Origin of the sequence: Terrabacter sp. MAHUQ-38, assembly GCF_014518425.1 — a bacterium.
Lineage (GTDB): Bacteria > Actinomycetota > Actinomycetes > Actinomycetales > Dermatophilaceae > Terrabacter.
Map to the genome: position 1 here is coordinate 670,522 of NZ_JACVCU010000002.1, position 25,548 is coordinate 696,069.

Annotated in this window: 25 protein-coding genes; 3 read left to right on the top strand and 22 right to left on the bottom strand. The window is 70.4% G+C overall.

Features of this window, described 5'->3' with window-relative positions; genetic code table 11:
• Window positions 1–7 precede the first annotated feature (7 nt).
• The 4 genes from H9I49_RS10060 to murA all read right to left on the bottom strand — a co-directional run bounded on the left by H9I49_RS10060 (window position 8) and on the right by murA (window position 4,330).
• Window positions 8–355, bottom strand: a complete 348-nt coding sequence (locus tag H9I49_RS10060; protein WP_188030199.1) for a hypothetical protein — start codon at window positions 353–355, stop codon at window positions 8–10.
• A gap of 18 nt (window positions 356–373) precedes the next feature.
• Window positions 374–2,392, bottom strand: coding sequence for a protein meaA (locus H9I49_RS10065; RefSeq protein ID WP_255523881.1), 2,019 nt, complete (start codon window positions 2,390–2,392; stop codon window positions 374–376).
• A 103-nt stretch (window positions 2,393–2,495) separates the two neighbouring features.
• A complete protein-coding gene (locus H9I49_RS10070) occupies window positions 2,496–2,855 on the bottom strand; it encodes an STAS domain-containing protein (protein ID WP_188030201.1) in 360 nt (119 codons plus the stop codon).
• A 188-nt stretch (window positions 2,856–3,043) separates the two neighbouring features.
• Window positions 3,044–4,330, bottom strand: coding sequence for a UDP-N-acetylglucosamine 1-carboxyvinyltransferase (murA, locus tag H9I49_RS10075; RefSeq protein ID WP_370587515.1), 1,287 nt, complete (start codon window positions 4,328–4,330; stop codon window positions 3,044–3,046).
• Window positions 4,331–4,395: 65 nt separating this feature from the next.
• Between murA and H9I49_RS10080 the strand changes: the two genes are divergently transcribed.
• Window positions 4,396–5,034 (top strand): cob(I)yrinic acid a,c-diamide adenosyltransferase, encoded by a 639-nt coding sequence (locus H9I49_RS10080; protein WP_188030203.1) that lies wholly within the window; start codon window positions 4,396–4,398, stop codon window positions 5,032–5,034.
• A 468-nt stretch (window positions 5,035–5,502) separates the two neighbouring features.
• Here the strand turns inward: H9I49_RS10080 and H9I49_RS10085 are convergent, their stop codons facing one another.
• Together H9I49_RS10085 and H9I49_RS10090 are read right to left on the bottom strand one after the other, a co-directional pair.
• Window positions 5,503–5,940, bottom strand: a complete 438-nt coding sequence (locus H9I49_RS10085) for a DUF2550 domain-containing protein (RefSeq protein ID WP_188030204.1) — start codon at window positions 5,938–5,940, stop codon at window positions 5,503–5,505.
• Window positions 5,941–5,949: 9 nt separating this feature from the next.
• Window positions 5,950–6,228 (bottom strand): F0F1 ATP synthase subunit epsilon, encoded by a 279-nt coding sequence (locus tag H9I49_RS10090; protein ID WP_188030205.1) that lies wholly within the window; start codon window positions 6,226–6,228, stop codon window positions 5,950–5,952.
• A 118-nt stretch (window positions 6,229–6,346) separates the two neighbouring features.
• On the opposite strand from H9I49_RS10090, the gene H9I49_RS10095 reads away from it, so the two are divergent.
• Window positions 6,347–6,784 (top strand): hypothetical protein, encoded by a 438-nt coding sequence (locus tag H9I49_RS10095; protein WP_188030206.1) that lies wholly within the window; start codon window positions 6,347–6,349, stop codon window positions 6,782–6,784.
• A gap of 105 nt (window positions 6,785–6,889) precedes the next feature.
• On the opposite strand, the gene H9I49_RS10100 is transcribed toward H9I49_RS10095, so the two are convergent.
• The 16 genes from H9I49_RS10100 to H9I49_RS10175 all read right to left on the bottom strand — a co-directional run bounded on the left by H9I49_RS10100 (window position 6,890) and on the right by H9I49_RS10175 (window position 24,697).
• Complete coding sequence (locus tag H9I49_RS10100; RefSeq protein WP_188030207.1) at window positions 6,890–8,317, bottom strand: NAD(P)/FAD-dependent oxidoreductase; 1,428 nt, start codon at window positions 8,315–8,317, stop codon at window positions 6,890–6,892.
• Window positions 8,318–8,450: 133 nt separating this feature from the next.
• On the bottom strand, window positions 8,451–10,160 hold the full coding sequence (locus H9I49_RS10105; protein ID WP_188030208.1) for a hypothetical protein: 1,710 nt from the start codon (window positions 10,158–10,160) through the stop codon (window positions 8,451–8,453).
• A 78-nt stretch (window positions 10,161–10,238) separates the two neighbouring features.
• Window positions 10,239–11,699 (bottom strand): F0F1 ATP synthase subunit beta, encoded by a 1,461-nt coding sequence (atpD, locus tag H9I49_RS10110; protein ID WP_188030209.1) that lies wholly within the window; start codon window positions 11,697–11,699, stop codon window positions 10,239–10,241.
• A 30-nt stretch (window positions 11,700–11,729) separates the two neighbouring features.
• On the bottom strand, window positions 11,730–12,665 hold the full coding sequence (locus tag H9I49_RS10115; protein ID WP_188030210.1) for a F0F1 ATP synthase subunit gamma: 936 nt from the start codon (window positions 12,663–12,665) through the stop codon (window positions 11,730–11,732).
• Between the two features lie 88 nt (window positions 12,666–12,753).
• Window positions 12,754–14,385 (bottom strand): F0F1 ATP synthase subunit alpha, encoded by a 1,632-nt coding sequence (gene atpA / locus H9I49_RS10120; RefSeq protein WP_188030211.1) that lies wholly within the window; start codon window positions 14,383–14,385, stop codon window positions 12,754–12,756.
• Between the two features lie 69 nt (window positions 14,386–14,454).
• The gene (locus H9I49_RS10125; RefSeq protein WP_188030212.1) at window positions 14,455–15,267 is read right to left on the bottom strand and encodes a F0F1 ATP synthase subunit delta; all 813 of its coding nucleotides are present in this window, start codon (window positions 15,265–15,267) and stop codon (window positions 14,455–14,457) included.
• The gene (locus H9I49_RS10130; RefSeq protein ID WP_188030213.1) at window positions 15,267–15,845 is read right to left on the bottom strand and encodes a F0F1 ATP synthase subunit B; all 579 of its coding nucleotides are present in this window, start codon (window positions 15,843–15,845) and stop codon (window positions 15,267–15,269) included. The genes H9I49_RS10125 and H9I49_RS10130 overlap by 1 nt, the downstream gene beginning before the upstream one ends.
• Before the next feature lie 71 nt (window positions 15,846–15,916).
• Window positions 15,917–16,126 (bottom strand): ATP synthase F0 subunit C, encoded by a 210-nt coding sequence (gene atpE, locus H9I49_RS10135; RefSeq protein ID WP_188030461.1) that lies wholly within the window; start codon window positions 16,124–16,126, stop codon window positions 15,917–15,919.
• A 98-nt stretch (window positions 16,127–16,224) separates the two neighbouring features.
• Window positions 16,225–17,004, bottom strand: coding sequence for a F0F1 ATP synthase subunit A (atpB, locus tag H9I49_RS10140; RefSeq protein ID WP_188030214.1), 780 nt, complete (start codon window positions 17,002–17,004; stop codon window positions 16,225–16,227).
• A 148-nt stretch (window positions 17,005–17,152) separates the two neighbouring features.
• On the bottom strand, window positions 17,153–17,446 hold the full coding sequence (locus tag H9I49_RS10145; protein WP_223128479.1) for an AtpZ/AtpI family protein: 294 nt from the start codon (window positions 17,444–17,446) through the stop codon (window positions 17,153–17,155).
• 14 nt (window positions 17,447–17,460) lie between these two features.
• A complete protein-coding gene (locus tag H9I49_RS10150; RefSeq protein ID WP_188030215.1) occupies window positions 17,461–18,027 on the bottom strand; it encodes a PT domain-containing protein in 567 nt (188 codons plus the stop codon).
• A gap of 145 nt (window positions 18,028–18,172) precedes the next feature.
• Window positions 18,173–19,270: an MraY family glycosyltransferase gene (locus H9I49_RS10155; protein WP_188030216.1), complete on the bottom strand. Its 1,098-nt coding sequence runs from the start codon at window positions 19,268–19,270 to the stop codon at window positions 18,173–18,175.
• Between the two features lie 46 nt (window positions 19,271–19,316).
• On the bottom strand, window positions 19,317–20,594 hold the full coding sequence (gene glyA / locus H9I49_RS10160; protein ID WP_188030217.1) for a serine hydroxymethyltransferase: 1,278 nt from the start codon (window positions 20,592–20,594) through the stop codon (window positions 19,317–19,319).
• Between the two features lie 49 nt (window positions 20,595–20,643).
• Window positions 20,644–21,408: an L-threonylcarbamoyladenylate synthase gene (locus tag H9I49_RS10165; protein ID WP_188030218.1), complete on the bottom strand. Its 765-nt coding sequence runs from the start codon at window positions 21,406–21,408 to the stop codon at window positions 20,644–20,646.
• Window positions 21,409–21,521: 113 nt separating this feature from the next.
• On the bottom strand, window positions 21,522–22,562 hold the full coding sequence (locus tag H9I49_RS10170) for a TAXI family TRAP transporter solute-binding subunit (protein WP_188030219.1): 1,041 nt from the start codon (window positions 22,560–22,562) through the stop codon (window positions 21,522–21,524).
• Entirely contained in the window at window positions 22,559–24,697 is a 2,139-nt protein-coding gene (locus H9I49_RS10175) for a TRAP transporter fused permease subunit (RefSeq protein WP_188030220.1), read from the bottom strand. The genes H9I49_RS10170 and H9I49_RS10175 overlap by 4 nt, the downstream gene beginning before the upstream one ends.
• 165 nt (window positions 24,698–24,862) lie before the next feature.
• On the opposite strand from H9I49_RS10175, the gene H9I49_RS10180 reads away from it, so the two are divergent.
• Window positions 24,863–25,522: a response regulator transcription factor gene (locus tag H9I49_RS10180; protein ID WP_188030221.1), complete on the top strand. Its 660-nt coding sequence runs from the start codon at window positions 24,863–24,865 to the stop codon at window positions 25,520–25,522.
• The last annotated feature ends 26 nt before the right edge of the window (window positions 25,523–25,548 follow it).

Consider the following 25,548-nt stretch of genomic DNA (forward strand, 5'->3'; position numbering starts at 1 on the left):
GTGGCCGTCAGTCCAGTCCGTCGATCGGCTGCTCGGTGCTGCCGTCGGCGTCGACGAGGAGCAGGAGGGGTTGCGGCGCCGAGCCGCCGCGCACGACGACGACCGTCTCCCCACGGTGACGGTCGACGAGCTCGTCGAAGCCTGCCGACCCGTCCCGGAGGTCACCGTGGCTGAGGTGTGAGGGCACGCCGAGGTCGTCGGCCAGCGACTCGACCGGACCGCTGTCAGGGACGTCGGCGGCGGCATACACCGCCTGGATCTTCTCGAGGTGGATCGCAGAGGCGAGCCACGCGACATCGGCCAGGCCCGGCGGGTTGACGACGATGATCCGCGCGGCGCACTGGAGGTCGCTCATGCCTCGACGCTACGCCAGTCAGGCGGGCGCGGTCTCGAGGGGCGCGAGGCCGCGGGCCGAGCGGATGACGCCCACCATCTCGCCCATGATGTCGTTGAGACCGAAGTCCTTGGGGGTGAAGACCATCGCGACACCGGCCGCACGCAGGGCCGCGGCGTCGGACTCGGGGATGATGCCGCCGACGATGACGGGGACGTCGCCCGCGCCGGCCTCCTCGAGCCCGCGCAGCACCTCGGGCACGAGCTCCATGTGCGAGCCGCTCAGGATGGAGAGTCCGACGAGGTGCACGTCCTCGGCGACGGCCGCTGCCACGATCTGCTCCGGCGTCAGACGGATGCCCTGGTAGACGACCTCGAATCCCGCGTCGCGGGCCCGCACCGCCACCTGCTCGGCACCGTTGCTGTGGCCGTCGAGACCAGGCTTGCCGACGAGGACGCGCAGCTTCTCGCCGAGCTCCTCTCCGGTGCGCGCCACGAGCCGGCGCACGAGCGACAGGGCGTCCCCCGGCTCGCTCGACCCGACGCCGACGGAGCCCGAAACGCCTGTCGGAGCGCGGTACTCGCCGAACTCCTCGCGCAGCGCGGCCGCCCACTCCCCCGTGGTCACCTCGGCCCGGGCGCACTCGAGGGAGGCGGCCATGAGGTTTGCCCCGGATGCCGCGTCAGCTCGCAGGCGCTCCAGCGAGGCGACCGCTCGGGCTCGCCGCTTCGGGTCCGCGTCACGCGCCTCCCGCCACGCGCGTACGGCGTCGGCGGCCGTCCGCTCGACGTCCGCGTCGACCGTCTGGATTGCGGTGTCGAGGTCTGACGTCAGCGGGTTGGGCTCCGTCGTCTCGAAGCGGTTGAGGCCCACGACGACCGACTCACCCGCCTCGATGCGGCGGCGGCGCTCGGCGTGGGAGGCGACGAGGGCCGACTTCATGTACCCGGACTCGACGGCCGCGACGGCGCCACCCATCTGCTCGATGCGTGCCATCTCGGCCCTCGCCCCCTCGACGAGCTCGGCGACCTTGCCCTCGACGACGACCGAGCCGGTGAAGAGGTCGTCGTACTCGAGCAGGTCGGACTCGTAGGCGAGGACCTGCTGCATGCGCAGGCTCCACTGCTGGTCCCACGGGCGCGGCAGTCCCAGCGCCTCGTTCCACGCCGGGAGCTGGATCGCCCGGGCCCGGGCGTCCTTCGAGAGCGTCACGGCGAGCATCTCGAGGACGATGCGCTGGACGTTGTTCTCCGGCTGGGCCTCGGTCAGGCCGAGACTGTTGACCTGGACTCCGTAGCGGAAGCGCCGAGCCTTCGCGTCGGTGACGCCGTAGCGCTCACGGGTCAGCTCGTCCCAGAGCTGGACGAAGGCGCGCATCTTGCACATCTCCTCGACGAAGCGCACGCCGGCGTTGACGAAGAAGGAGATGCGGGCGACGACACTCGCGAACTCGTCCGCCGGCAGCTGGCCCGAGTCGCGCACCGCGTCGAGCACCGCGACGGCCGTCGACATGGCGTACGCGATCTCCTGGACGGGAGTCGCCCCGGCCTCCTGCAGGTGGTAGCTGCAGATGTTGATCGGGTTCCACCTCGGGATGTCACGCACGGTGTAGGCCACCATGTCGGTGATGAGCCGCAGCGACGGACCGGGCGGGAAGACGTAGGTCCCGCGCGAGAGGTACTCCTTGATGATGTCGTTCTGCGTCGTGCCGGCGAGCGCGTGCACCCACGCGGTCGGGTCCTCGCCCGCGGCCTCGGCCTGGCGCTCGGCCGCGACCTGGTAGAGCGAGAGCAGCCACATGGCCGTCGCGTTGATCGTCATCGACGTGTTCATCTCGCGCAGCGGGATCGCGTCGAAGAGGGCGGCCATGTCGCCGATGTGGCTGATCGGCACGCCCACCTTGCCGACCTCGCCCCGGGACAGCACGTGGTCGGGGTCGTAGCCGGTCTGCGTCGGCAGGTCGAAGGCGACGGAGAGGCCGGTCTGGCCCTTGGCGAGGTTGCGGCGGTAGAGCTCGTTGCTCGCGGCGGCGCTCGAGTGGCCGGCATACGTCCGCATGACCCATGGGCGGTCGGGCGTCACCCGGGCGGCCGGGGCAGGCGTGCTCTCCGTCGAAGACATGGCTCGACGGTAGCGGCGGGTTCGGGCGGCCGGGAGTCGCTCAGGCGGTGAGAGGCGCCACAGTGACGGCGGGGTGGCGCGGGGCGAGGATGCGTTCGAGGCGGCAGCCCCGGAGCAGGCGGGTCGTCCGGTCGCTCGCGTCGACGAGGAGCAGCCGCCGCTCGGCCCGCGTCGCTCGTCGGTGGAGGTGGACGATGACGCCGAGGCCCGTGGCGTCACCGATTTCGGCGCTGCCGAGGTGCAGGCGCAGCTCGCCCGGACCCTGGATGATGACCGCGTGGATCGCGTCGCGGATGTCGGGCACCGTGTGGACGTCAAGACGGCCCTCGATGATGACATCGTGGCCGTCGGGCGCGTCGAGCACTTGGACCGGACCCCTGCGGTGGGTGTTCAGCGTCATGTAGACCCCTCTCAACGCTGTGCCGTCACCATGATGACGCCCCAGCCCTCGAAAACGTTGCCCCTAGGAGTCAAGAAGTGGTCAAGAAAATACGAACATGGAGCGAAGAACGTCGCTGAGTTCCGTGCCACGTCCGGCAAGCCCGGACAAAGCGGACGACCCCGCGGGTCCCCGGGGAGGGGCGCTGGTCAGTCGGCGAAAGGGGCGTCGTCAGGCTCACGCGTGACGTCCGCACCGAGCGTCCACAGGGCCTGTTCGAAACGCGGGTAGCCGCGGTCGATGTGGTGGACGCCGCTGACGAGCGTGTCGCCCTCGGCGACCAGCCCGGCGATGACCAGGGCGGCCCCCGAGCGGATGTCGCTGCTCTCGACGGGGGCCCCCGACAGGATGGGAACGCCGTGGGTCATGACGTGGTGACCGTCGATCTGGGCGTCCGCCCCGAGCCGGGCGAGCTCCTGGACGGTGCGGAAACGGGCCTCGAAGAGGTTCTCCGTGACCATGGCCGACCCGTCGGCAACGGCGTTGTAGGTCAGGGCGAACGGCTGCAGGTCTGTCGGGAAGCCTGGGTAGGGCAGCGTCGCCACGTCGAACGCCCGCGGTCGTCGATCGAGGGCCGAGACCCGGAAGCCGCGGTCGGTGACCTCGACGTGGCAGCCCGCCTCCTCGAGGGCGCCAAGCGGCGCGCGCAGGTGCGCGGCCACGCCGCCGACGACCTCGATGTCGCCTCGCGTCGTCGCGGCCGCGAAGGCCCACGTCCCGGCGGCGATCCGGTCGGGCACGACCGCGTGTTCGCACGGCGACAGGGCGTCGACGCCGTGGACCGTGATGCGCGACGTCCCCGCCCCCTCGATGCGGGCGCCCATGGACCCGAGCATCTCGGCGATGTCGACGATCTCGGGCTCCTTGGCGACGTTGTCGATCGTCGTCGTGCCGCTGGCCAGGACGGATGCCGTGAGGATGTTCTCGGTGGCGCCGACGCTCGGGAAGTCGAGCCTGATGTCGGCACCGTGCAGCCCGTCGCGCGCGGTGGCCACGAGGTAGCCGTGCGTCACGTGCACCTGCGCGCCGAGCGCCTCGAGACCTGCCGCGTGCAGGTCGAGGCCACGCGACCCGATCGCGTCTCCGCCCGGGACGGCGACGTCGGCCTCCCCCATCCGCGCGACGAGAGGGCCGAGGACGGAGATCGAGGCGCGCAGTGCCCGGACGAGCTCGTAGTCGGCGCGATGACCGATGCGCTCCGGGACGTCGAGCACGACCGTGCCCGCCTCGGCGTCGTAGTGGACGTCGACCCCGAGCCGCCGCAGCAGCTCCGCCATGATCGTGACGTCGGCGATCGCCGGGACGTTCGTGAGCGTCGTGCGGCCGACACCGAGCAGCGCGACAGCCATGAGCTTGAGGGCGCTGTTCTTCGCGCCGACGACGGGCACCTCGCCCACGAGGTGGGCGCCGCCGACGACCCGGAATCGCTCTCTCACCCACCGCACCCTATCGGGGCCGTGCCCGGGCATCGACGGCCCGTGACGGGTGAGAGAGTGGCCCCATGGTCAACCTGACGCGGATCTACACGCGCACCGGCGACGACGGCTCGACGAGCCTCGGCGACTTCTCGAGGGTGAGCAAGAACGACCCCCGGCTGCACGCGTACGCCGACACCAACGAGGCCAACGCCGCCATCGGCATCGCGGTCGCGGCGGGTGACCTGCCCCAGGAGGTGCGCGCCACGCTCCAACGCGTCCAGAACGAGCTCTTCGACGTGGGCGCGGACCTCTCGACCCCCCTGCGCGCGAGCTACGACTACCCGCCGCTGCGGGTCGAGCAGCCGTGGATCGACGACCTCGAGGCCGACTGCGACCACTACCTCGACCAGGTCGAGAAGCTCCGCTCGTTCATCCTGCCCGGCGGCACCGCGGGCTCGGCCTACCTGCACCTCGCCACGACGGTCGTGCGCCGCGCGGAGCGGTCCGCGTGGGCCGCAGCCGAGCAGCACGGCACGGAACCCGGCCCTGAGGGCAGCAAGGGCGTCGGCGGCGTCAACGTGCTGACGGCGAAGTACCTCAACCGCCTGTCGGACCTTCTCTTCATCCTCGCCCGTATCGCCAACAAGCCCATCGGTGGCGACGTGCTCTGGCAGCCGGGCGGCGGCCGCGTCGAGAAGCCGGAGCGAAAGCGCCGGGCCTGATCGTGCGAGAGATCGCGCAGATCGTGTCGCTCAGGCGGAGCAGATGCGCCATCTCGCGCACGATCTGACCCTCGTCCACATCCCGGTCGGGCCGTCCGGATGCCGTCCACAGCCGCGGCGCCTGCGATGAGCAGAGGCCGGATGCCGTCGAGGGTGGCTCCCATGGACCTTCCGCGGCCGCTGTCCGACCTCACAGACCACCAGTACGGTGTCCTGACTCGCACCCAGCTGCTCGAGGCGGCATCACTGCCGCCCAGCTGCGCACCCCACTGGGCCGCGAGTGGCTGTTGGTGCTACTCGCAGTCGTGCTGCTCTGCAACGCGCTCCCATCCGACGCCCAACGGCTGGTGGCCGCCCAGCTCTTCGCGGGACCCGCAGCTGGCTCGAAGGGCCGACCCCCGCCGTCACGCTTGGTCGGGCGACTGATCGGGCGCGCGTCGCGATCACACGATCGCGCGCGGTCGGCGGTCAGGCGACGTTGACGTTGTAGCCCGGGGGCGCGGCCTCCTGCCAGGACCGCAACGCGGTGTAGGCAGGGCCCTGCAGTGCGAGCTCGAAGTCGCTGTCGCCGTCGGTGCACGGCACGCGGCTCGCATCGGGGAGCAGCGGGATGGACTCGTCGCCGCGGAGCCGGTCCGGCGCCTGGAGGAGCATCCGCTGGCGCAGCCACCGGTGCTTCGCGCGCACCGAGACGCCCCCGAGGGAGTACCACTCGAGGGCGTTGTCACCGAACCGGATGAGGCCGAGGCGCCAGCGGTCGCCGTCCGACTGGCGCAGACCACACAGCGTCAAGGGCAGGCCCTTGGCGATGTAGCGGCGTCGCAGGTAGGTCGTCGCGAGGACGACCACCGCGAGGACCAGGAGCGTGCCGATCACGATCTCGGTGGAGACGAGAACGGATGGCACGCGGCGGCCTCAGTTGCTCGTCTGGAGCGAGGACGCGTCGACGTGCTCGGCCACGATCGTGACGACGTCGGAGTCGATGGAGAGGAAGCCACCGTCGACCATCACGGTGCGCCGGTCGCCATCGAGAGACTCGATGGCCACCTCGCCCTCGACCAGGACACCCAGAAGGGGGGTGTGGCCGGGCAGGATGCCCAGCTCGCCCGAGATGGACCGGGCGCGTACGAACTTGGCCTCGCCCTCCCAGACCTTCCGGTCGGCGGCAACCATCTCAACCTTGAGCGAACTCACGTTTCCTCCGGATCGTGGGGGTGTGCTGTGCAGTTTAGTGCCTCTGCGAGGATGCTCCGTACGCGAGGTGGCGCTCGCCTCTCGCGCCGATTCCCCATCCTCCACAGGAGTCCGATCCATGAGCACTGCAGTGTCCGACGCCCTCCTCGAGCCCGCCCGCCGCCCGGTGGCGGTCGAGACCCTGACCGATGTCATCGACGCCGAGGTGGCCGACAAGTCCGGCTTCGGGGGCGCCGCAGTCAAGGCCGGGTACGCCGCCGCGAAGAAGCTCGGCGGCAGCTTCGTGTCGAGCGCCACCGACCGCCTGCTCCCCCAGTTCGCCAGCGCCCTCGACCCGTTCTGGGCCACGAAGGGCGACCAGCCGTTCGGCGCGCACCTCGCAGCCCAGCCGGACGCCGCCGCGGACGCTCTGCTCGCCGTCACCGACGCGAAGGCCGCGAACACCTCGCACGGCTCCGCCGCCAAGGTCTACGGCACGCTGCGCGGGAAGGCCAAGGAGCACGTCGTGGCCGCCCTCCCGCGCCTCGGCGCGGCAGTGGAGCGCCTCGTCCCCTGACCCGGCTCCCGCGTGGCGGGACCCCCTAGGACGTATGCCGCTGGGCCGGCTCCCACGTGCGGAGCCGGCCCAGCGGTGGTTCGCAGACCCCGCGCCGCGAGCGGGTCAGTCGACGCGCGACCGGAACGTCGCGCCGTCGGTGGGCTCGACGGTGGGCGGCTGCTCGTCGGGACGGTCCTTGGCGAGGCGCGGCAGCTCGGGGTTGTACCCGTCGCCGAGGTCAGCTATGGCCTGCCGTGCGAAGACCTGCTGCTGGGTCACGACGCGCTCCGAGCGCCCGCGCCCGATGAACGTCACGACCCAGTGGAGCAACGTCGTGATGCGGTGCTTGAACCCGATGATGTAGACGAGGTGGACGGCGAGCCAGAGGATCCACGCGAAGAACCCGCTGAACTGCGCCTTGCCGACCGACGCGACGGCTGAGAAGCGCGAGATGGTCGCCATCGAGCCCTTGTCGAAGTACTCGAACGGGCCCTTGGGCTCCTCGCCCTCGAGACGCCGCTGGATCTGCTCGGCGGCGTAGCGCCCTCCCTGGATCGCGACCTGCGCGACCCCCGGAAGACCCTTGAGCGACATCATGTCGCCGACGACGAAGACCTCGGGGTGGCCCGGGAGCGTCAGGTCGTCGCGCACCTCGACGCGGCCGGCCCGGTCGAGCTTCGCGCCTGACTGCTCGGCGAGCTGACGACCGAGCGGTGAGGCGCTGACGCCGGCGGCCCACACCTTGCACACCGACTCGATGCGCTCGCGAGTGCCGTCGCCGTGCTCGACCTCGATACCGGTCGAGTCGACGTCGACGACCTTCGCACCGAGGCGAACCTCGACGCCCATCTCGGTGAGCCGGCGCACCGCGCGGTCACCGAGCTTGTCGCCGAACGAGCCGAGCACCGCGGGAGCCGCGTCGAGCAGGATGACGCGTGCGGTCGTCGGGTCGATGCGGCGGAAGTCCCGCTTGAGGGTGCGTCGGGCGAGCTCGGAGATCTGCCCGGCCATCTCGACACCGGTCGGGCCGGCGCCGACGACGACGAACGTCATGAGCCGCTCGATCTCGGCAGGCGTCGACGCGAGCTCGGCGAGCTCGAACGAGCCGAAGATGCGGCCGCGCAGCTCGAGGGCGTCGTCGATGGACTTCATGCCCGGCGCGTGCCGGGCGAACGCGTCATTGCCGAAGTAGGACTGCCCCGCCCCGGCCGCGACGATGAGCGAGTCGTACGGCGTCACGGTCGTGCGGCCGACGGCGCTGTGGGTCACCGTGCGCGCCTCGAGGTCGATCTCCGTGACGTCGCCGAGCAGCACCTTCGCGTTGGCCTGGCGGTGCAGCACCTCACGCGTCGAGGGCGCGATCTCGCCCTCGGAGAGGATGCCGGTCGCCACCTGGTAGAGCAGCGGCTGGAAGAGGTGGTGCGTCGTGCGCGCGATGAGGGTCACGTCGACGTCGGCGCGTTTCAGCTTCTGCGTGCTGAACAGTCCGCCGAACCCCGATCCGATGACGACGACCCGATGGCGGGGGGCCTGCTGGGTGGACGTGCTCACGGTTCTCCTTGTCGTTGCGTGAAGGGTCTCGTCGACGCTGACGTCTGTCCATCTGTTCCAACACCGGTGCTCCTACCCACATGCCCCTCGGGCGGTGCAGCACCGGTGGCCTGCATCACATGCTCGGCACTGCTCATCCGGTGTGTCTCAGGACCACGACCTGCGAGGTCTGGGATACGACGCGGTAGTGAGCGACGACCCAGTCGCGCAGCGGGTCGGGGGCTCGGATGTAGCGGTTGCGGCCGAGACCGGGCCAGTAGTCGCGGGCGGCGACGACGCACTCCGGCACGCGGCCGGTGCGCTCGATCCAGTCCAGCACGTATCGGCTCGTCGAGCCGAAGTAGTCCATCCACACGATGGGGGTGTCGAAACGGACGTCGGCGTAGAGGAACGCGGCTGGGTGGATGTAGTCGAGGACTCCGTCTCCCGCAGCCGCGCAGGCCCGCAACGCCTGCTGGCCGGCCAGGACCTCGTCGCTGCGCTCCTGCGTCGTGAGAAGCCCCGCGAACGCGCCGTCGGGTGCGGCGACGACGAGCGTACCGGGCGGCCCGTCGCGGTAGCTGTTGAGCACGTGGACCGTGCCGAGCCAGAGCAGCAGCATCACCGCGACCATGACCTTGCCGGCGCGCGAGCGCACCCAGACGAGCGCGCCCAGCGACGCCGCGAGCAGTCCCGGCGCGAGGGTCGCCCCGGTCGCGCCCCAGACCGGTGCCGACGACGTGAACGCCGCGACGAGGGGCGTCCCGACGAGCGTCGGGGCGAAGCCCAGGACCGCGAGGCGTCCCACCGGGCGGTGGTCCCGCACCGAGGCCACGACCAGGACCGGCAACAGCACGACCGCCACGACGCTGCCGGCGAGCGGGCTGAGCCACGACAGGACGGTGTAGGTGCTCGCTTCCGCACCGCCCTGCACCGCCTGCACACCGACGGCGAGGACGGCGACGACGAGCAGCGGTGCGCGCAGGCGGCGCATGGCCGGAAACGCCGCGAGCACGCCCAACCACATCGCGGTCAGCACCCACGGACCGGTGAGTGCCTCGCCGAGCTGGGTCGCCCAGCGGCCGAGCCGGTCGGCTCGGCTGGGACGCGTGACCTGGTAGGCGTCGGTGAAGGCCAGCGTCTCCGACACGTTGGCCGGACCCCAGACGCCCACCCAGAGCACCACGACGACGAGCACCACGGCCACCACCCCGACCACCACGGCCGTGACCCCCGGCCGGCGTGCGAGCCTGCTCCGTATGCCGGGAGGTGCCTGCCGAAGACCTTCCGCGGCGTCGCGGCGCCACAGCATCGTCCCGAGCAGGATGAGCAGCACGGCCGCCGCAGGTGCGGTGACCGGGTGGCTCACCGCCCCGAGCGTGGCCGCCGCTCCCGCCAGGACGGCATACGGCCGCCGACAACGCACACACCGGGTCACCGCCCCGACGCCGGCGCTCGCGGCGAGCAGGTACATGAGCGCAGGCGTCGTGTTGTACGACAACACCTGCTGGTTGTACGCGGCGGGCACGAGCGCGACCGCCAGCGCGCAGGCGCTCGCGCCCCAGCCGAACGTCCGGCGCAGCGCGAGCCAGGCCGCCGTACCGACGGCCGCCGACACGACCACGAACCACACGCGCGACGCGAGCACGATCCCGTGCAGACCCACGACGTGCAGCCACACCCACGTGAACGGCACCCCCGGCCACGCCCCGAGGACCTGCAGGTTCATCTCGTCGCGGAACGGCACGTCACCCTGAGCGAGCCGCATCGCCAGCTCCACGGCGTGCGAGCTGTCGCTGAGGTCGACCCCGTAGCGTGCCCGCGAGACCACCGCGGCCACGACGGCGGCGGCGAACACCGCCACCCACCGACGACGAGCGGGGAGGGCCCAGAGGGCACCTCCCCGCCATCGGGTCGCACGGACCATCCAGTCAGGTCCGGGTCAGAGGTTCTTCTGGATCTCCGCCCACTGGCGCTCGACGTCGTCGAGGCCACCGCACATGAAGAAGGCCTGCTCGGCGACGTGGTCGTACTCACCGTCGGCGATCTTGGTGAAGGCCTCGATCGTGTCGGCGAGCGGCACGGTCGAGCCCTCGATGCCGGTGAACTGCTTGGCGACGTAGGTGTTCTGCGACAGGAAGCGCTGGATACGACGAGCGCGGTTGACGAGGATCTTGTCCTCTTCGGAGAGCTCGTCGACACCGAGGATCGCGATGATGTCCTGCAGCTCCTTGTTGCGCTGGAGGATCGAACGGATCCGCACAGCGGTGCTGTAGTGGTCCGCCGCGACGTAGCGCGGGTCGAGGATGCGCGAGGTCGACGTCAGCGGGTCGACGGCAGGGTAGATACCCATCGACGCGATGTCACGCGAGAGCTCGGTCGTCGCGTCGAGGTGCGCGAACGTCGTGGCCGGGGCCGGGTCGGTGTAGTCGTCGGCCGGCACGTAGATCGCCTGCATCGAGGTGATCGAGTGACCACGCGTCGAGGTGATGCGCTCCTGGAGCGTGCCCATCTCGTCGGCGAGGGTGGGCTGGTAACCGACGGCCGACGGCATGCGGCCGAGGAGGGTCGAGACCTCCGAGCCGGCCTGCGTGAAGCGGAAGATGTTGTCGATGAAGAGGAGCACGTCCTGCTTCTGGACGTCGCGGAAGTACTCCGCCATCGTCAGCGCCGAGAGGGCCACGCGCAGACGCGTGCCCGGCGGCTCGTCCATCTGGCCGAAGACGAGCGAGGTCTGGCCGAGGACGCCGGCCTCCTCCATCTCGACCATGAGGTCGTTGCCCTCACGGGTGCGCTCGCCGACACCGGCGAACACCGACACACCACCGTGGTCGCGGGCAACACGGGCGATCATCTCCTGGATGAGCACCGTCTTGCCGACACCGGCACCACCGAAGAGGCCGATCTTGCCACCCTGGACGTACGGGGTCAGCAGGTCGATGACCTTGATGCCGGTCTCGAACATCTGGGTCTTGCTCTCGAGCTGGTCGAACGCGGGCGCCTTGCGGTGGATGCCCCAGCGCTCCTTGACCTCGAGGGTCTCGCCCTCGGCGAGGTTCATGCAGTCACCGGTGGTGTTGAAGACCTTGCCGAGCGTCACGTCGCCGACGGGCACCGTGATGGGGCCACCGGTGTCCTGGACCTCGGAGCCACGCACGAGGCCGTCGGTCGGCTGGAGCGAGATGGCCCGCACCATGTTGTCGCCGATGTGCTGGGCGACCTCGAGGTTGATGTTCTTCGTCTCGCCGGCCAGGGCGACCTGGGTGGTGAGCAGGTTGTACTGCTCCGGCATCGCGTCGGAGGGAAACTCCACGTCGACGACCGGGCCGATGATGCGCGAGATGCGGCCGACGCCGCCCGCGGCCTCGGCAGCCACAGCGTTGTCACTGACGGTTGCAGTCATTTTGTTGACTTCCTTACCTAATGGGCGGGGTTACTTCTTGGCGTCCGCGAGGGCGTTCGCGCCGCCCACGATTTCGCTGATCTCTTGGGTGATGCCGGCCTGGCGTGCCTGGTTGGCGAGGCGCTGGTACTTCTTGATGAGCTCGGTGGCGTTGTCGGTCGCCGACTTCATCGCCCGCTGGCGGGCCGCGAGCTCGGAGGCCGCCGAGCTGAGCAGCGCGGTGAAGATGCGGTTGCGCACGTACTTGGGCAGCAGCAGGTCGAGGACCTCGGCCGCGCTCGGCTCGAAGGAGTACTCGGGCGGGATCTGGCCCTGCTCGTAGGTGTTGACCGAGAGGTCGAGACCCTCCTCGCCCTCCGCGTCGTGCTCGACGACCTCGAGGGGCAGCAGCCGCAGCACGTGGGGCTCCTGGCGGACCATCGAGCGGAAGCGCGTGAAGACGACGTGGATCTCGTCGTGGCCGCCCTCTGCCGTCTCCTTGAGGAAGTCGGCGGTGATGCGGTCGGCGATGTCCTTGGCTGCCTCGAACGTCGGCGCGTCTGAGAAACCGGTCCACTCGGCGGCGTACTCGCGATGGCGGAACTTGTAGTAGCTGACCGCCTTGCGCCCGACGAGGTAGGAGGAGACCTCCTTGCCCTCGGCCTGGAGGCGGGCGATGAGCTCGGCGCTGCGCTTGATCGCCGCGACGGAGTAGGCACCGGCCAGCCCGCGGTCCGCCGTGATGATGACGACGCCGGCGCGCTTCGCGTCGGGGTTCGCCGTCGTCAGCGGGTGGTCCTCGTTGGTGTTGGTGGCCACGGCGGACACGGCGCGCGTCAGGGCGGTCGTGTACGGCATCGCCTCGGAGGCCTTCTGGCGGGCCTTGATGACGCGTGCGGCCGCGATCAGTTCCATCGCGTTGGTGATCTTCTTGATGGACTGGACGGACTTGATGCGCTGGCGGTAGATCCGCATCTGCGCTCCCATGTGCTCCGCCTCTCTTGGTCTAGAAGTGTGGGGTGCGGGCCCGCTCCGGGTGCCGCTCAGCGAAGCCGAGCGGCACCCGGGCGGCGACTCACTTGGTCTTGACGATCCTCGCCTGGGCGATCGCGTCGTCCTCGAGCTCCTCGGCCTCCTCGTGGCCGGCCTCGAGGCCGTCACGACCGGTGCCGCGGAAGGTGAACTTCACGTCGTCGATGACCTTCGTCAGGGCCGCCTCGGTGTCGTCGTCGAGCTTGGCCGTCTCTCGGATCGTCTGGAGGATCTTGCCGTCGCGGCGGAGCGTGTCGAGCAGCTCGGCCTCGAAGGTGCGGACGTCCTCGACCGCGACGTCGTCGAGCTTGCCGGTCGTACCGGCCCACACCGACACGACCTGCTCCTCGACGGGGTACGGGTTGCTCTGTGGCTGCTTGAGCAGCTCGACGAGGCGCGCACCACGGGCGAGCTGGGCTCGCGAGGCGGGGTCGAGGTCGGAGGCGAACATCGCGAACGCCTCCATGGCCCGGAACTGCGCGAGGTCGAGCTTGAGTCGGCCCGCGACCGACTTCATCGCCTTGATCTGCGCGGCACCACCGACTCGGGACACCGAGACACCCACGTCGATGGCCGGACGCACGTTGGCGTTGAACAGGTCGGCCTGGAGGTAGATCTGGCCGTCGGTGATCGAGATGACGTTGGTCGGGATGTACGCGGAGACGTCACCGGCCTTGGTCTCGATGATCGGCAGGCCGGTCATCGAGCCGTGGCCGAGGTCGTCCGAGAGCTTCGCGCAACGCTCGAGCAGCCGCGAGTGCAGGTAGAAGACGTCACCCGGGTAGGCCTCGCGGCCCGGCGGGCGGCGCAGCAGCAGCGACACGGCGCGGTAGGCCTCGGCCTGCTTGCTCAGGTCGTCGAAGACGATGAGGACGTGCTTGCCCTGGTACATCCAGTGCTGGCCGATGGCCGAGCCGGTGTAGGGGGCGAGGTACTTGAAGCCGGCCGAGTCGGACGCGGGGGCCGCGACGATCGTGGTGTACTCGAGCGCGCCGGCCTCCTCGAGGGTGCCGCGGACCGACGCGATGGTCGAGCCCTTCTGGCCGATGCCGACGTAGATGCAGCGGACCTGCGCGTCGGGGTCGCCTGACTCCCAGTTGCGCTTCTGGTTGATGATCGTGTCGATCGCGACCGTGGTCTTGCCGGTCTGGCGGTCACCGATGATGAGCTGGCGCTGGCCGCGGCCGATCGGCGTCATGGCGTCGATCGACTTGATGCCGGTCTGAAGCGGCTCGTGCACCGACTTGCGCTGCACGACGGTCGGGGCCTGCAGCTCGAGGGCGCGGCGCTCCTCCGACTTGATCTCGCCGAGACCGTCGATCGGGTTGCCGAGCGGGTCGATGACGCGACCGAGGAAGTCGTCACCGACCGGGACCGAGAGGACCTCGCCCGTGCGCTTGACGGTCTGGCCCTCCTCGATGCCGGCGAAGTCACCGAGGACGACGACGCCGATCTCGTGGACGTCGAGGTTGAGCGCGAGGCCCAGCGTGCCGTCCTCGAACTGGAGCAGCTCGTTGGTCATGGCCGAGGGCAGACCCTCGACGTGAGCGATGCCGTCACCGGCGTCGGTGACGCGGCCGACCTCTTCGCGGGAGGCCGCGCCGGGCTCGTAGGACTGGACGAACGCGTCCAGTGCGTCCCGGATCTCCTCCGGACGGATCGAAAGCTCCGTCATGTCAGATCTTCTCCTCGGTTTCGACCCGTGCGGGCCGGTGGTTGTTCACAGCTGGTGGTGGGCGGTGCCTCAGGCACCCATGGCGCGGCGTGCCGCGTCGAGCTTGCGGATGACGGTGCCGTCGATGACCTCGTCACCGATCTCGATCTTGACCCCGCCCATGACCCGGGGGTCGACGACGGTGTTGACGTGGACCGTGCCGCCGTAGATCGCGGCCAGGCCGGCTGCGAGGCGGGCGCGGTCGTCCTCGGTGAGCGGAACGGCCGACGTCACGATCGCCGTCTGCTGCTCGCGACGGCTCGCCACGGTGTCGAGGTAGGCCTCGATCGTGCGGTCGAAACGGCGACCACGCGGAGCGACGACGGCCTGGCGGGCCAGGGTCAGCGTCTCCGGGGCGGCCTTGCCCTCGAGCAGCGAGGCGACGAGCGCACCACGCTTGTCGGCAGGCGCCGTCTGGTCGGTCAGGGCGTCGCGCAGGGCCGAGTCGGCCGCCACGATCCGCTCGAAGCGGAAGAGCTCGTCCTCGATGCGGCCGGCGCGGTCGGCCGACTCGGCCTCGGCGACGACCGCCTCGACGGCATACGCCTCGATCGTGTCGGTGAGGTCACGCTCCGAGCTCCAGCGCTGCCCGATGACGCCCTTGAGGACCACGAGGGCCTCGGCGCTCACCTTGCCGTTGAACAGACGCTCGGCGAGCGCCGCCTTGTCCGAACCCTCGCGGGAGGGGTCGGACACGGCCCGGCGGAGGGTGGCGTTGCCGTCGAGCACGCCGACGACCGCGAAGAGCTCCTCGGCCAACCGCGAGCGGTCGGCACCGGCGGCGAGTGCGCCGGTGAACGCGTCGCGGCTCGTGGCCGCTGCTGCGCGTGAGGATCCCTGCATCAGCGCTCCCCGACCTTCTCACGGACGACGTCGCCCGACTCGAGCTCGGCGAGGAAGCGCTCGACGATGTCCTTCTGGCGGGTCTCCTCCCGGAGCGACTCGCCGACGATCCGGCCCGCGAGGTCCGTGGAGATGCGACCGACGTCGTTGCGCAGCGCGACCACGGCCTGCTGGCGCTCGGCCTCGATCTGCTTGTGAGCCGTCTCGGTGATCCGAGCCGCCTCGGCCGCCGCGTGCTCACGCATCTCGGCGATGATCTGCGCACCCTGGGCCTTGGCGTCCTCGCGGATCCGCGAGGCCTCCGCCCGGGCCTCGACGAGCTGCGCCTGGTACTGCTCGAGCGCGGCCTGGGCCTGCGCCTGGGCCTCCTCGGCCTTGTTCATGCCGCCCTCGATCGCAGCGGTGCGCTCGGCGTAGATCTGCTCCAGCCTCGGGACGACCTTCTTGGCCACCACGAAGTAGAGGATCGCGAAGCACGCCAGGCCGAAGAAGAACTCGAGCGGGTGCGGGATGATCGGTGCCGCGGTGGCCCAGAAGCCGCCCTCGCCGCCCTCGGCGGTCACGGTCACTGCTTGCATGAGGGTCTCCTAGAGAGAAACGAACGGTGCTTCGATGAGCTCGGTGTGCGTTCGGTTGGCTGGTGCGGTGATCAGCCGCGGAAGACGAACGCGAGGGCGATACCGAAGATGGCGAGCGCCTCGGTGATGGCCATGCCGAGGAAGGCGATCGGCTGGAGCATGCCACGGGCCTCAGGCTGACGAGCCACACCGTTGATGTAGGCAGCGAAGATCAGACCGACACCGATACCGGGGCCGATGGCGGAGAGGCCGTAACCGAGGATCGCGATGTTGCCGTCCATGTTGTGTTCCATTTCCTTCTTGTCGGTCCCGGCAAGCTTTTTGCCGCCGGGGCTGGGTGAAGCATTGGGTGGTGCTGGTGGTGCAGTGCGGGGGCCGCTCAGTGCTCGTCGGCGACCGCGCCGGCGATGTAGAGGGCGGCGAGCAGGGTGAAGACGTAGGCCTGCAGGAACTCGACCAGCAGCTCGAACAGCGTCATGACGAAGGCGAAGACCCAGGTGACACCGCCCGCCACGATGAGGACGCCGCCGGAGGTGAGCATGTACCAGCCGCCCGAGATGAACAGGGCCATCAGGATGTGACCGGCGAACATGTTGCCGAAGAGTCGCAGCGCCAGGGTGACGGGCCGCGTGAACAGGTCGGTGATGAGCTCGAGGATGAAGATCGGGACGATCATGCCCTTGGGGAGTCCGGCGGGCACGAGCGACTTCCAGTAGCCGACGAAGCCGTGCTTCTTCATGCCGACGACGTGGAAGACGATCCACACGATGAGCGCGAGCGCGATGGGGAAGCCGATGCGGCTCATCGTCGGGTAGCTCATCGGTGGGATCACGCCGAACAGGTTGTTGACGAGGATCAGCACGAACATCGAGAAGAGCAGCGGCACGAACTTCATGAACTCGTGGCTGCCGATGAGGTCCTTGGCCACGCCGTTGCGGACCAGGCCGTAGACGGCCTCGGTGCCCATCTGGCCGCGGCTCGGGACGAGAGCCCGCTTCTTCGTGGTCGCCGTGAGCCACCAGATGATGAGGCCCGTGGAGAGCAGCATGAGGAAGATCGGGCGCGTGATCGCCCAGGCGCCGTCACCGATGAGGGGCTGCCAGAACTCCTCGACGCCGGGGGCGGTGTAGTCCGTCGGCGCGGCGGCCACGATGCTCACGGGTTACTCCTTCGTAGGTTCAGGGCAGTGCGGGTGACGCTCGGCGTCAGCGGTGCGGGGTCGAGGACCGGGCGTCTGCTCCCAGCCCGCTCCCAGGCCGGCGTGCCTCCGGGCGACGCGCTGGCCGGCGGCGCGGTGGCCGCAGGGCTCAATGGGTACCGTATCGGAACCAGATCAGGTAGAGCGACAGGGCCATCCCACCGACGATCCCCGCTCCGACGAGCCACGACGTGCCCAGCCAGTGGTCCGCGAGGGCACCGAGCCCGCCGTAGACGAGGGGTCCGGTCAGCAGGTACGCGACGGCACGCCACGCGGAGTCCTGCTCGCGCGTGTTGAACGCCCGCAGCTGCTCGTCGGCATCCACCTCGGGCGGCGTCGTCGCTTCGCGCGTCTCGCGCGACTCGTCGGGCTCGGGCGCCGACGGGGTCTGTGGTGTGGTCATGGTGACCTCCGGCCTCACGGCTCATCACGCGGCTCCCGACGGGTCGGGGCATCGGTCGGCGCATCGGTCGGCGCATCGGTCGGGGCATCGGTCGGGGCGCCGGTCGCCGCGTCGGTCGCCGCGTCGGTCGACGAGTCCGTCGAGGCGAGCGAGGCCTCCCCGTCGGGGTCGTACGCGAAGATCCGCAGCCGCTTGTAGGAACGCATCTCGAAGAAGAGCCAGACGACCGCGCACACGGTGACGCTGAGACCGATGGCAAACCCCGACGCCCAGCTGACGTCGCGCAGCGCGAACATCGCGACGGCCAGCACGAGCACCTTGAAGGTGTACGTGACCATCACGACGATCATCGTCGTCGTGGGCGGCAGGTCGGCCGTGCGCTTCATGACGAGCAGCGTCAGGCTGAAGAAGAAGACGACGATCGCGGCGCCGAGGGCGGCGGACCAAGCGGCCTTGGGGCTCGAGAAGAGCCCGACGAGGACGCAGACGAGGCCGGCGACGGCGGTCGGCAGGAGCGAGCCGCGGAGAAGCTGCGCGAACGCATCGGACTGTGATGCGCTGCGGGCCGTTGTGGCGCTCAAGGAAACCTGCCTGGGTGCGTCGTCGAGGCGTGGTGCGGGCGGGACTCGGGCTGATCCGCTGCGTGCTCGGATCGGTTGCGCGGAAAGCGATTCCGGCGACCCGGGAGACTCTTCCCAGACTCTCCTCAGGTGCTTGTGAATGCTATCACAAGCGTTCGGACGGCCTCCACCGCGGCAGCCAGACGGTGAGCACGACGCCCATCGCCGCCGCCGCGCCCACGACCGCCAGCGGCCGCGGACCGTCCCAGATGACGAAGGACACCGAACCCAGGGCGACGATCGCGGCCCAGAGGTAGAGGATGAGCACCGCCCGGCGGTGGCCGTGGCCGATGCGCAGCATGCGGTGGTGCAGGTGCATCGCGTCGGGGTGCCAGGGGCGCTGGCCGGCGCGCGTGCGCCGCACGACTGCGAGCAGCATGTCGAGGAGCGGCAGGAGCAGCACGGCGAGCGGCACGAGGATCGGCAGGAACGCCGCCGACACCTCGTTGGCGCTGACCTGCCCGGGGTCGACGTTGCCGGTCAGGGTGATCGTCGCCGCCGAGAGCAGCAGGCCCAGGGTCAGCGCGCCGGAGTCGCCCATGAAGAGGCGCGCCGGGTGGAAGTTGTGGGGCAGGAATCCCGCACAGCAGCCGACGAGCGCGGCGCAGATGAAGGTCGCGGTGGAGAAGACGTTCGCCGGCACGAACGAGCGCGACACGATGTAGCTGTAGATGAAGAAGGCGAGCGCCGCGATGCCCACGACGCCTGCCGCGAGCCCGTCGAGACCGTCGATGAAGTTCACGGCGTTCGTCGACGCGATGACTACGAGCATCGTGAACATGACGAGCACCGGCGTCGGCAGGATCGTCGTGCCGAAGATCGGCAGCGACAACAGCTGCACGCCGGTATAGGCCATGAGCCCTGCCGCGAGCATCTGCCCGGCCAGCTTCGTCAGCCAGTCGAGCTCGCGGATGTCGTCGAACGCACCGAGAAGGCACACGATGCCCCCCGCGACGATGACGCCGAGGATGCGCCGGTCCGAGAAGAGGGTGCCGAGGTACGGCAGGGCCCGCGCCACGAGCGCCGCAGCGACGAAGCCGACGTAGATGCCCACCCCCCCGAGGCGCGGGATCGGCGTCTTGTGGACGTCGCGCTCGCGGACCGCCGTGAAGGCACCGGTGGCGACGGCGAGGCTGCGCACGAAGGGTGTGGCGAGGTACGTGACCGCGGCGGCCACGATGAGGACGAGAACGTACTCGTGCACCTACCGACCTTCATTCGTCGCCGACGCCGGCGGGATGGCCCCCGACTCAGCGAGGGTATGCCGGGAAGCGCGTGACGAGGTCGGTGACCTCAGCACGCACCTCCTTGCTGACCGTGTGGTCGGGGTCGGCGTCGCCCTCGGTGACAGCCCTGTGGATGAGCGAGGCGATGGTCTTCATCTCCTCGAGGCCCATGCCCTGGGTGGTCACCGACGGCGTGCCGACGCGGATGCCGGACGCGATGTTGGGCTTCTGCGGGTCGAACGGGATCGCGTTCTTGTTGAGGACGATGCCGGCGGCGTCGGCGCGCTCCTCCGCCTCCTTGCCGGTGACGCCCACGCCTTGGAGGTCGAGCAGCGACAGGTGCGTGTCGGTGCCGCCCGTCGTCGGGCGGATGCCCACCTCGAGCAGGCTCGCGGCGAGCTGCTGGCTGTTGGCGATGACGTCCTTCGCGTACTGGGCGTACTCGGGGCTCGCGGCCTCCTTGAAGTTGACCGCCTTGGCCGCGATCGTGTGCATCTGCGGGCCACCCTGCATCATCGGGAAGACCGCCTTGTCGAGCGCCGCCTGGTGCTCGGCCTTGCAGACGAGCGCGCCCGACCGCGGCCCGCGCAGGACCTTGTGCGTCGTGAAGGTGACGACGTCGGCATACGGGACGGGCGACGGGATCGCCTTGCCCGCGACGAGGCCGATGAAGTGAGCGGCGTCGACCCAGAGGATGGCGCCGACCTCGTCGGCGATGGCGCGGAAGCGCTCGAAGTCGATGAGACGCGGGATCGCGGAACCGCCGGCGCAGATGACCTTGGGACGGTGCTCCTTGGCGAGGGCCTCGACCTGGTCGTAGTCGATGTCCTCGGTCTGCTTGTCAACGCCGTAGTGCACGGCGTTGAACCACTTGCCGGAGAAGGAGACCTTCGTGCCGTGGGTCAGGTGCCCGCCCATCGGCAGGGCCATTGCGAGGATCGTGTCGCCGGGCGACATGAAGGCGCCGTAGACCGCCTGGTTGGCGCTCGCACCCGAGTGCGGCTGGACGTTCGCGTGGTCGGCACCGAAGAGGGCCTTCGCGCGGTCGATGGCGATCTGCTCGGCCTTGTCGACCTCGGCGCAGCCACCGTAGTAGCGGCGGCCCGGGTAGCCCTCGGCGTACTTGTTCGACAGCGTGGACCCGAGGGCCGTGAGCACGGCCGGCGAGCTGATGTTCTCGCTCGCGATGAGCTGCAGCCCGCCGCGGATGCGGTCGAGCTCGGACAGCAGCACGCCCGCGAGGTCGGGGTCGAAGCTCTGCAGGGCGCCGAAGTCGGAGCCGTAGAACGTGTCGTCAGCCATGGGAGTTCTCCGGGTGGGTCGGGAGCTGGGGCGCGAGCGCGAGCCAACTCTATGCCGTCGGGTGACGGCCGTTCGAGTGGTCCTCGGTGGTGGACAGCTGCTCGCCGAGCGTGTCGCCGGTGCCCGCGGCGAGGTCGGGCTCCGACCCCAGCTCGGGCTCCGGCTCGGGCTCGGGCTCGGGCTCCGGAGCCAGGGCCGCGTCGAGCTCGTCCTGAGAGATGGCGCCGACCCGCAGGGTCACCGGCGTCTCCCCCGTGCAGTCGACGATCGTCGAGGGCAGCGCGCCGGCCGAGGGCCCGCCGTCGAGGTAGACGCCGACGGACTCCCCGAGCATCGCGACGGCCTCCTCGACGGTGCGCGCGGCGGGGTCACCGGTCGTGTTGGCGCTCGTGACCGCCATCGGGCCGATGTCTCCGAGCAGCTCGAGCGTGATGTCGTGGTCTGGCACGCGCAGCGCGACGGTGCCGTTGGTCTCGCCGAGGTCCCAGTGCAGCGACGTCTGCGCCTTGAGCACGAGCGTCAAGGGGCCCGGCCAGAACGTCTCCATCAGTCGCTGCGCGTGGTCGGGCACCTGGGTAGCCAGGCCCTGCGCGGTGCGCGCGGTCGGGATGAGGACGGGCGGCGGCATGTCGCGGCCACGGCCCTTCGCGGCGAGGACCGTAGCGACGGCGTTCGCGTCGAAGGCGTCACAGCCGATGCCGTAGACCGTGTCGGTCGGCAGCACGACGACCTCGCCTCGACGAACGGCGGCGGCTGCGGCCGGGATGCCCTCGGCGCGCCCCTCTGGGTCGGTGCAGTCGTAGCGCTCGCTCACGAGGGCGAGCCTACTTGGGCCGCTCACGGGCTCGCCGCCCGCCGTCCCCGGGACGACGAGCGGCGAGGTCTTCGACGCGGACGGCACAAGGCCGTATGCCGTGTCGCCGGGGTCTACAGGGCGTCGAACGCCTGCTTGCTGCCGGGGGCGAGCGGGATGGGGTCGGTCCGTGGCCCGGTCTCGGCGGTCAGCTCCTTCGCGGCAGGGTGCACCTTGGCGAGCTCGGCGCCGCTGCCCCAGATGAGCTTCGTCAGGGCGCAGGCGTTCGCGGCCGAGAAGTCGTCGCGGACGAGGAGCACGTTGGGGACGACGATCGTCCTGACGTCGGCAGGAAGGCCGTACGTCGCTGCGGGAATGGTGCCCTCGGCGTAGACGGGGTTGACCTCCTTCAGCTTCGCGAGGCCCGCGGTGGCGTCGATGAGCTCGACGGCGTCCTTCTGCGACGTGAAGAGGTCGGTGAGGGCCGGTGTGGGCAGGCCGCCCGACCACACGAACCCGTCGATCGAACCGTCCTTCATCGCGTCGACCGTCTTGCCGAGCTCGAGGCGTTGGGCCGCGACGTCGGAGTTGATGTCGAGCCCGGCGGCCTGGAGCAGCCGGGTCGCGATGACCTCGGTGCCCGACTTCGGCGAGCCGGTCGAGATCCGCTTGCCCTTCATGTCCGCGACGGTCTTGATCCCGGACGCCTTGCGGACGACGACCTGCGTGTAGTTCGAGTGGATCCGGCCGAGGGCCTGCACCTTCTGCGGTGCGCTGAACGAGCCCTTGCCCGCCACGGCGTCGGCCGCCGTGTCGGCGAGCGAGAAGGCGATGTCGTACTGGCCGCCGACGAGCTGCTGGATGTTCTGGACCGACGCGCCGGTCTCGGCCGCGGTGGCCTTGAGCGGGGACTTCGCCGACATGAGGCTGGCGATGCCGCCGCCGAGCACGTAGTAGACGCCGGTGCTGTTGCCGGTCGCGATGGTGACCTGACCGGCGCTGGCCTCGCAGCCGCCTGCTCCGGTCGCTCCCCCGGCGGCGCCCTGGGGCTGCTTGCCCCCGCAGGCCGCGAGGGCGAGCGCCGCGGCGACCGCGGCTGCGACGAGCGGCACGACCCGGCGGCGGGTCCGTCGCTCCGACGTGGGTGGCGCCGAGATGGGTGGGGTGGTGGTCATGACAGCTCCTTTGCTGGCAGGGACGGTGCGGGTGAGGTGCGGGCGCGGGCGAGGTTGAGCAGCACGGCGGCGGCGAGGCACGCGAGGCCGGCAAGGATCGTGAGGGGCTGCAGGAACAGGAGCAGTCCGGCGGCGGGCACGCAGAGCAGGCGCTCGACGCCGTTGGCCGGTCGCAGCAGCCAGCCGCCCGTGACGGCGGCGAGAGCCGCCACGGCGAGCATCGAGACCGCGGTGGTCCACACGATGTCGACGACCGGTCCCTGCAGGAGCAGGTGTGAGCCGTTGTCGGTCATGACGAAGGCGAGCGGTGCGAGGAAGGCGGGCAACGTGTACTTCGCCGCCTGCCACATCGTGCGGATCGTGTCGCCGCCCGTGATCGCGGCCGAGGCGACGGCCGCCAGCGCCGTCGGCGGCGAGACCTCCGACAGGACCGCGTAGTAGAAGATGAACATCGCCGTCTCGGGTCCGCTCACGCCGAGCGCCTGCAGCGCGGGGCCGATGACGACCCAGCTGATGATGAACGACGCCGTGACCGGCACCGCGAGGCCGAGCAGGATGATCGCGAGCGCCGACAGCACCGCCGTGATGACGACGACGAGCGCCGGGTTGTCGGTGACCGCGTGGGCCGCGGCGACGAGGAGGTTCGCGAGGTTCTGCCCGAGGCCGGTCTTGACGATGACCGAGGTGATGATGCCCGCGGCGGCGCACACCGCCGCGACGGGCAGGACCGAGCGCACCCCGGCGGCGAGCGCCCGGTAGAGCTGGACGGCATACGCCAGCAGGGCTCCCCCGCGCGAGTTGACCTCCGCGTCGGGGTCGAGGGGGTCACGGCGCGAGACGAACCGCTCGACGAGGCCGACGGCCGCGGCGAGCGCCGTCGAGTAGATGACGGCCTTGAACGGGGGCACGCCGAGCGCGAGGAACACGACGATGACGCCGAGCGAGAGCAGGTGGTAGCCGAAGCGGAGCAGCAGCCGCCACGGGTTGCGGCGCGGCACGTCCACGGCGTCGACGCCGAACCGGCGGGCGTCGATCTCGACGGCGAGGATGATGCCCAGATAGTAGAGCAGCGTCGGGATGCTGGCCCAGAGAAGCACCTGGAGGTAGCTCGTCTGCAGGTACTCGGCGATGATGAAGGCCGCCGCGCCGAGGGTCGGCGGCGAGAGGATCGCCCCGATGCCGGCGGCCGCGAGCATGCCGCCGGCGTTCTCCCGCGGGTAGCCGGCCTTCTTGAGGATCGGCCACGAGACGGCGCCGAGGCTGACGGCCGTCGCGGTCCCCGAGCCCGAGACGGTCCCGAGGAGGAAGCCGCTCAGGGTCACCGTGCGACCCGGGGCGGTGCGCGAGCGGCCGAACACGGAGAAGCTGAAGTCGATGAAGAAGCGCCCGGCCCCTGTGGCGTCGAGCACGGCCCCGTAGATCGTGAACAGGACGATGTACGACGCGCACACGTCCAAGGGCACACCGTAGAAGCCGGACTGGTCGTTGTAGAAGCCGTTGACGATCTGGTCGAAGTCGACACCGGCGTGCGAGACCGGCCACCCGACGGGCAGGAACCCGCCGTAGTACGCGTAGGCGAAGAAGACGGCGCAGACGACCGGCAGGACGAGGCCGGTCGTTCGGCGGCAGCCCTCGAGGACGAGGAGCGTGAGCAGCGTCCCCATCGCGACGTCGGTCGGCGTCAGCTGGCCCTGGCGGTCGAGGAAGGCGTTGAAGCCGCCGCCGCTGTCGCCGAGCGCGAACGGCAGCACCGGGTAGAGGCACACGACGAGTGTGACGAGGGCGAGCAGCCAGTCGTGCACCTGTGGGTCGTCACGCGGCCCGCGGTCGGCCGGCGCGCGCTTGCGGCCACGGTAGGTGAGGAAGACGAGCGGCAGGACCAGCCCGAGGAACAGCATGAGGAAGAACTGGTTGCCCTGCCGCAGGGGCGCGAACACCTGGAGCAGCACGAACGCCGAGATGGCGAAGCAGTACACCGTGACGGCCGAGTCGAGCCGCTCGCGCAGCCGGCGTTGCGGACGCTCCTCGTCGTACTCGGCGATGAGGTCGTCGACGTCGACCTTCGTGGTCTGGGGACCGGCGTCTCTCGCGCCGGTGCGATCGGGTCCTGCAGTCACCGCTTCGTTGAGGGACATGCCGGGGAGGCTGCCACGGGCGAGCGCCCTGGCGGTGGTTGTGCCGGGATTCTTAACACCCTCTTGAGAATTCGCCCCGCGTCACGGCGTCCCCTGCTCGCGTATGCCGTCCCGCGGGCTCCCAGAGGTCCCCGACGAAGCGTCCTGGCGGGCTAGCATGCGCGGATGCGTGTCCTCATCGTCGAGGACGACGACTCCGTCGCCTCGGCCCTCGGTGACGCCCTGCGCGCGACCGGCCACGACGTCGACCGGGTCGACTCGGGCGTCGACGCGCTGCTGCGCCACCACGACCGTGACGTCGTCCTGCTCGACCTCGGACTTCGGGACGGCGACGGCTTCGACGTGCTGCGCAAGCTGCGCCAGGTGAGCCGCACGCCGGTGCTCGTCGTGACCGCCCGCTCCGACGAGCGGTCGACGGTGCGCGCCCTCCACCTCGGGGCCGACGACTACCTGGTCAAGCCGATTCGCCTGCGAGAGCTGCTCGCCCGCATCGACGCGGTGACCCGACGACGAGTTGCACCCAGCGCGCGGGCAGACCTCGTGCACACGAACGGCGTCACCATCGATCTCGCCGCACGCACGGTCGCTGGAAACGACGGGACACCGATCGCCTTGACCGCCAAGGAGTTCGCACTGTTGGCCGTGCTGGCGCGAAGGGTCGGCACGGCGGTGAGCCGGCAGCAGATCCTCGACGAGGTCTGGGGTGACGCGTTCGCCGCCGCGTCGCGGTCGTTCGACGTGCACCTGACACAGGTGCGAGCCAAGCTGCCCGCGGCCGAGCTCATCACGACGATCCGTGGCTTCGGCTACCGCCTCGAGGCCTGACCGTGCGCACCCGGGTGCTGGCACCG

Bases quoted from the DNA above. Each gene is read 5' to 3' on its own strand.
- H9I49_RS10060 (WP_188030199.1), bottom strand. From the start codon at position 355: ATGAGCGACCTCCAGTGCGCCGCGCGGATCATCGTCGTCAACCCGCCG.
- H9I49_RS10065 (WP_255523881.1), bottom strand. From the start codon at position 2,392: ATGCGGACGTATGCCGGCCACTCGAGCGCCGCCGCGAGCAACGAGCTC.
- H9I49_RS10070 (WP_188030201.1), bottom strand. From the start codon at position 2,855: ATGACGCTGAACACCCACCGCAGGGGTCCGGTCCAAGTGCTCGACGCG.
- H9I49_RS10080 (WP_188030203.1), top strand. From the start codon at position 4,396: ATGGTCAACCTGACGCGGATCTACACGCGCACCGGCGACGACGGCTCG.
- H9I49_RS10095 (WP_188030206.1), top strand. From the start codon at position 6,347: ATGAGCACTGCAGTGTCCGACGCCCTCCTCGAGCCCGCCCGCCGCCCG.
- atpD (WP_188030209.1), bottom strand. From the start codon at position 11,699: ATGACTGCAACCGTCAGTGACAACGCTGTGGCTGCCGAGGCCGCGGGC.
- H9I49_RS10115 (WP_188030210.1), bottom strand. From the start codon at position 12,665: ATGGGAGCGCAGATGCGGATCTACCGCCAGCGCATCAAGTCCGTCCAG.
- atpA (WP_188030211.1), bottom strand. From the start codon at position 14,385: ATGACGGAGCTTTCGATCCGTCCGGAGGAGATCCGGGACGCACTGGAC.
- H9I49_RS10125 (WP_188030212.1), bottom strand. From the start codon at position 15,267: ATGCAGGGATCCTCACGCGCAGCAGCGGCCACGAGCCGCGACGCGTTC.
- H9I49_RS10130 (WP_188030213.1), bottom strand. From the start codon at position 15,845: ATGCAAGCAGTGACCGTGACCGCCGAGGGCGGCGAGGGCGGCTTCTGG.
- atpE (WP_188030461.1), bottom strand. From the start codon at position 16,126: ATGGACGGCAACATCGCGATCCTCGGTTACGGCCTCTCCGCCATCGGC.
- H9I49_RS10145 (WP_223128479.1), bottom strand. From the start codon at position 17,446: ATGACCACACCACAGACCCCGTCGGCGCCCGAGCCCGACGAGTCGCGC.
- glyA (WP_188030217.1), bottom strand. From the start codon at position 20,594: ATGGCTGACGACACGTTCTACGGCTCCGACTTCGGCGCCCTGCAGAGC.
- H9I49_RS10170 (WP_188030219.1), bottom strand. From the start codon at position 22,562: ATGACCACCACCCCACCCATCTCGGCGCCACCCACGTCGGAGCGACGG.
- H9I49_RS10175 (WP_188030220.1), bottom strand. From the start codon at position 24,697: ATGTCCCTCAACGAAGCGGTGACTGCAGGACCCGATCGCACCGGCGCG.
- H9I49_RS10180 (WP_188030221.1), top strand. From the start codon at position 24,863: ATGCGTGTCCTCATCGTCGAGGACGACGACTCCGTCGCCTCGGCCCTC.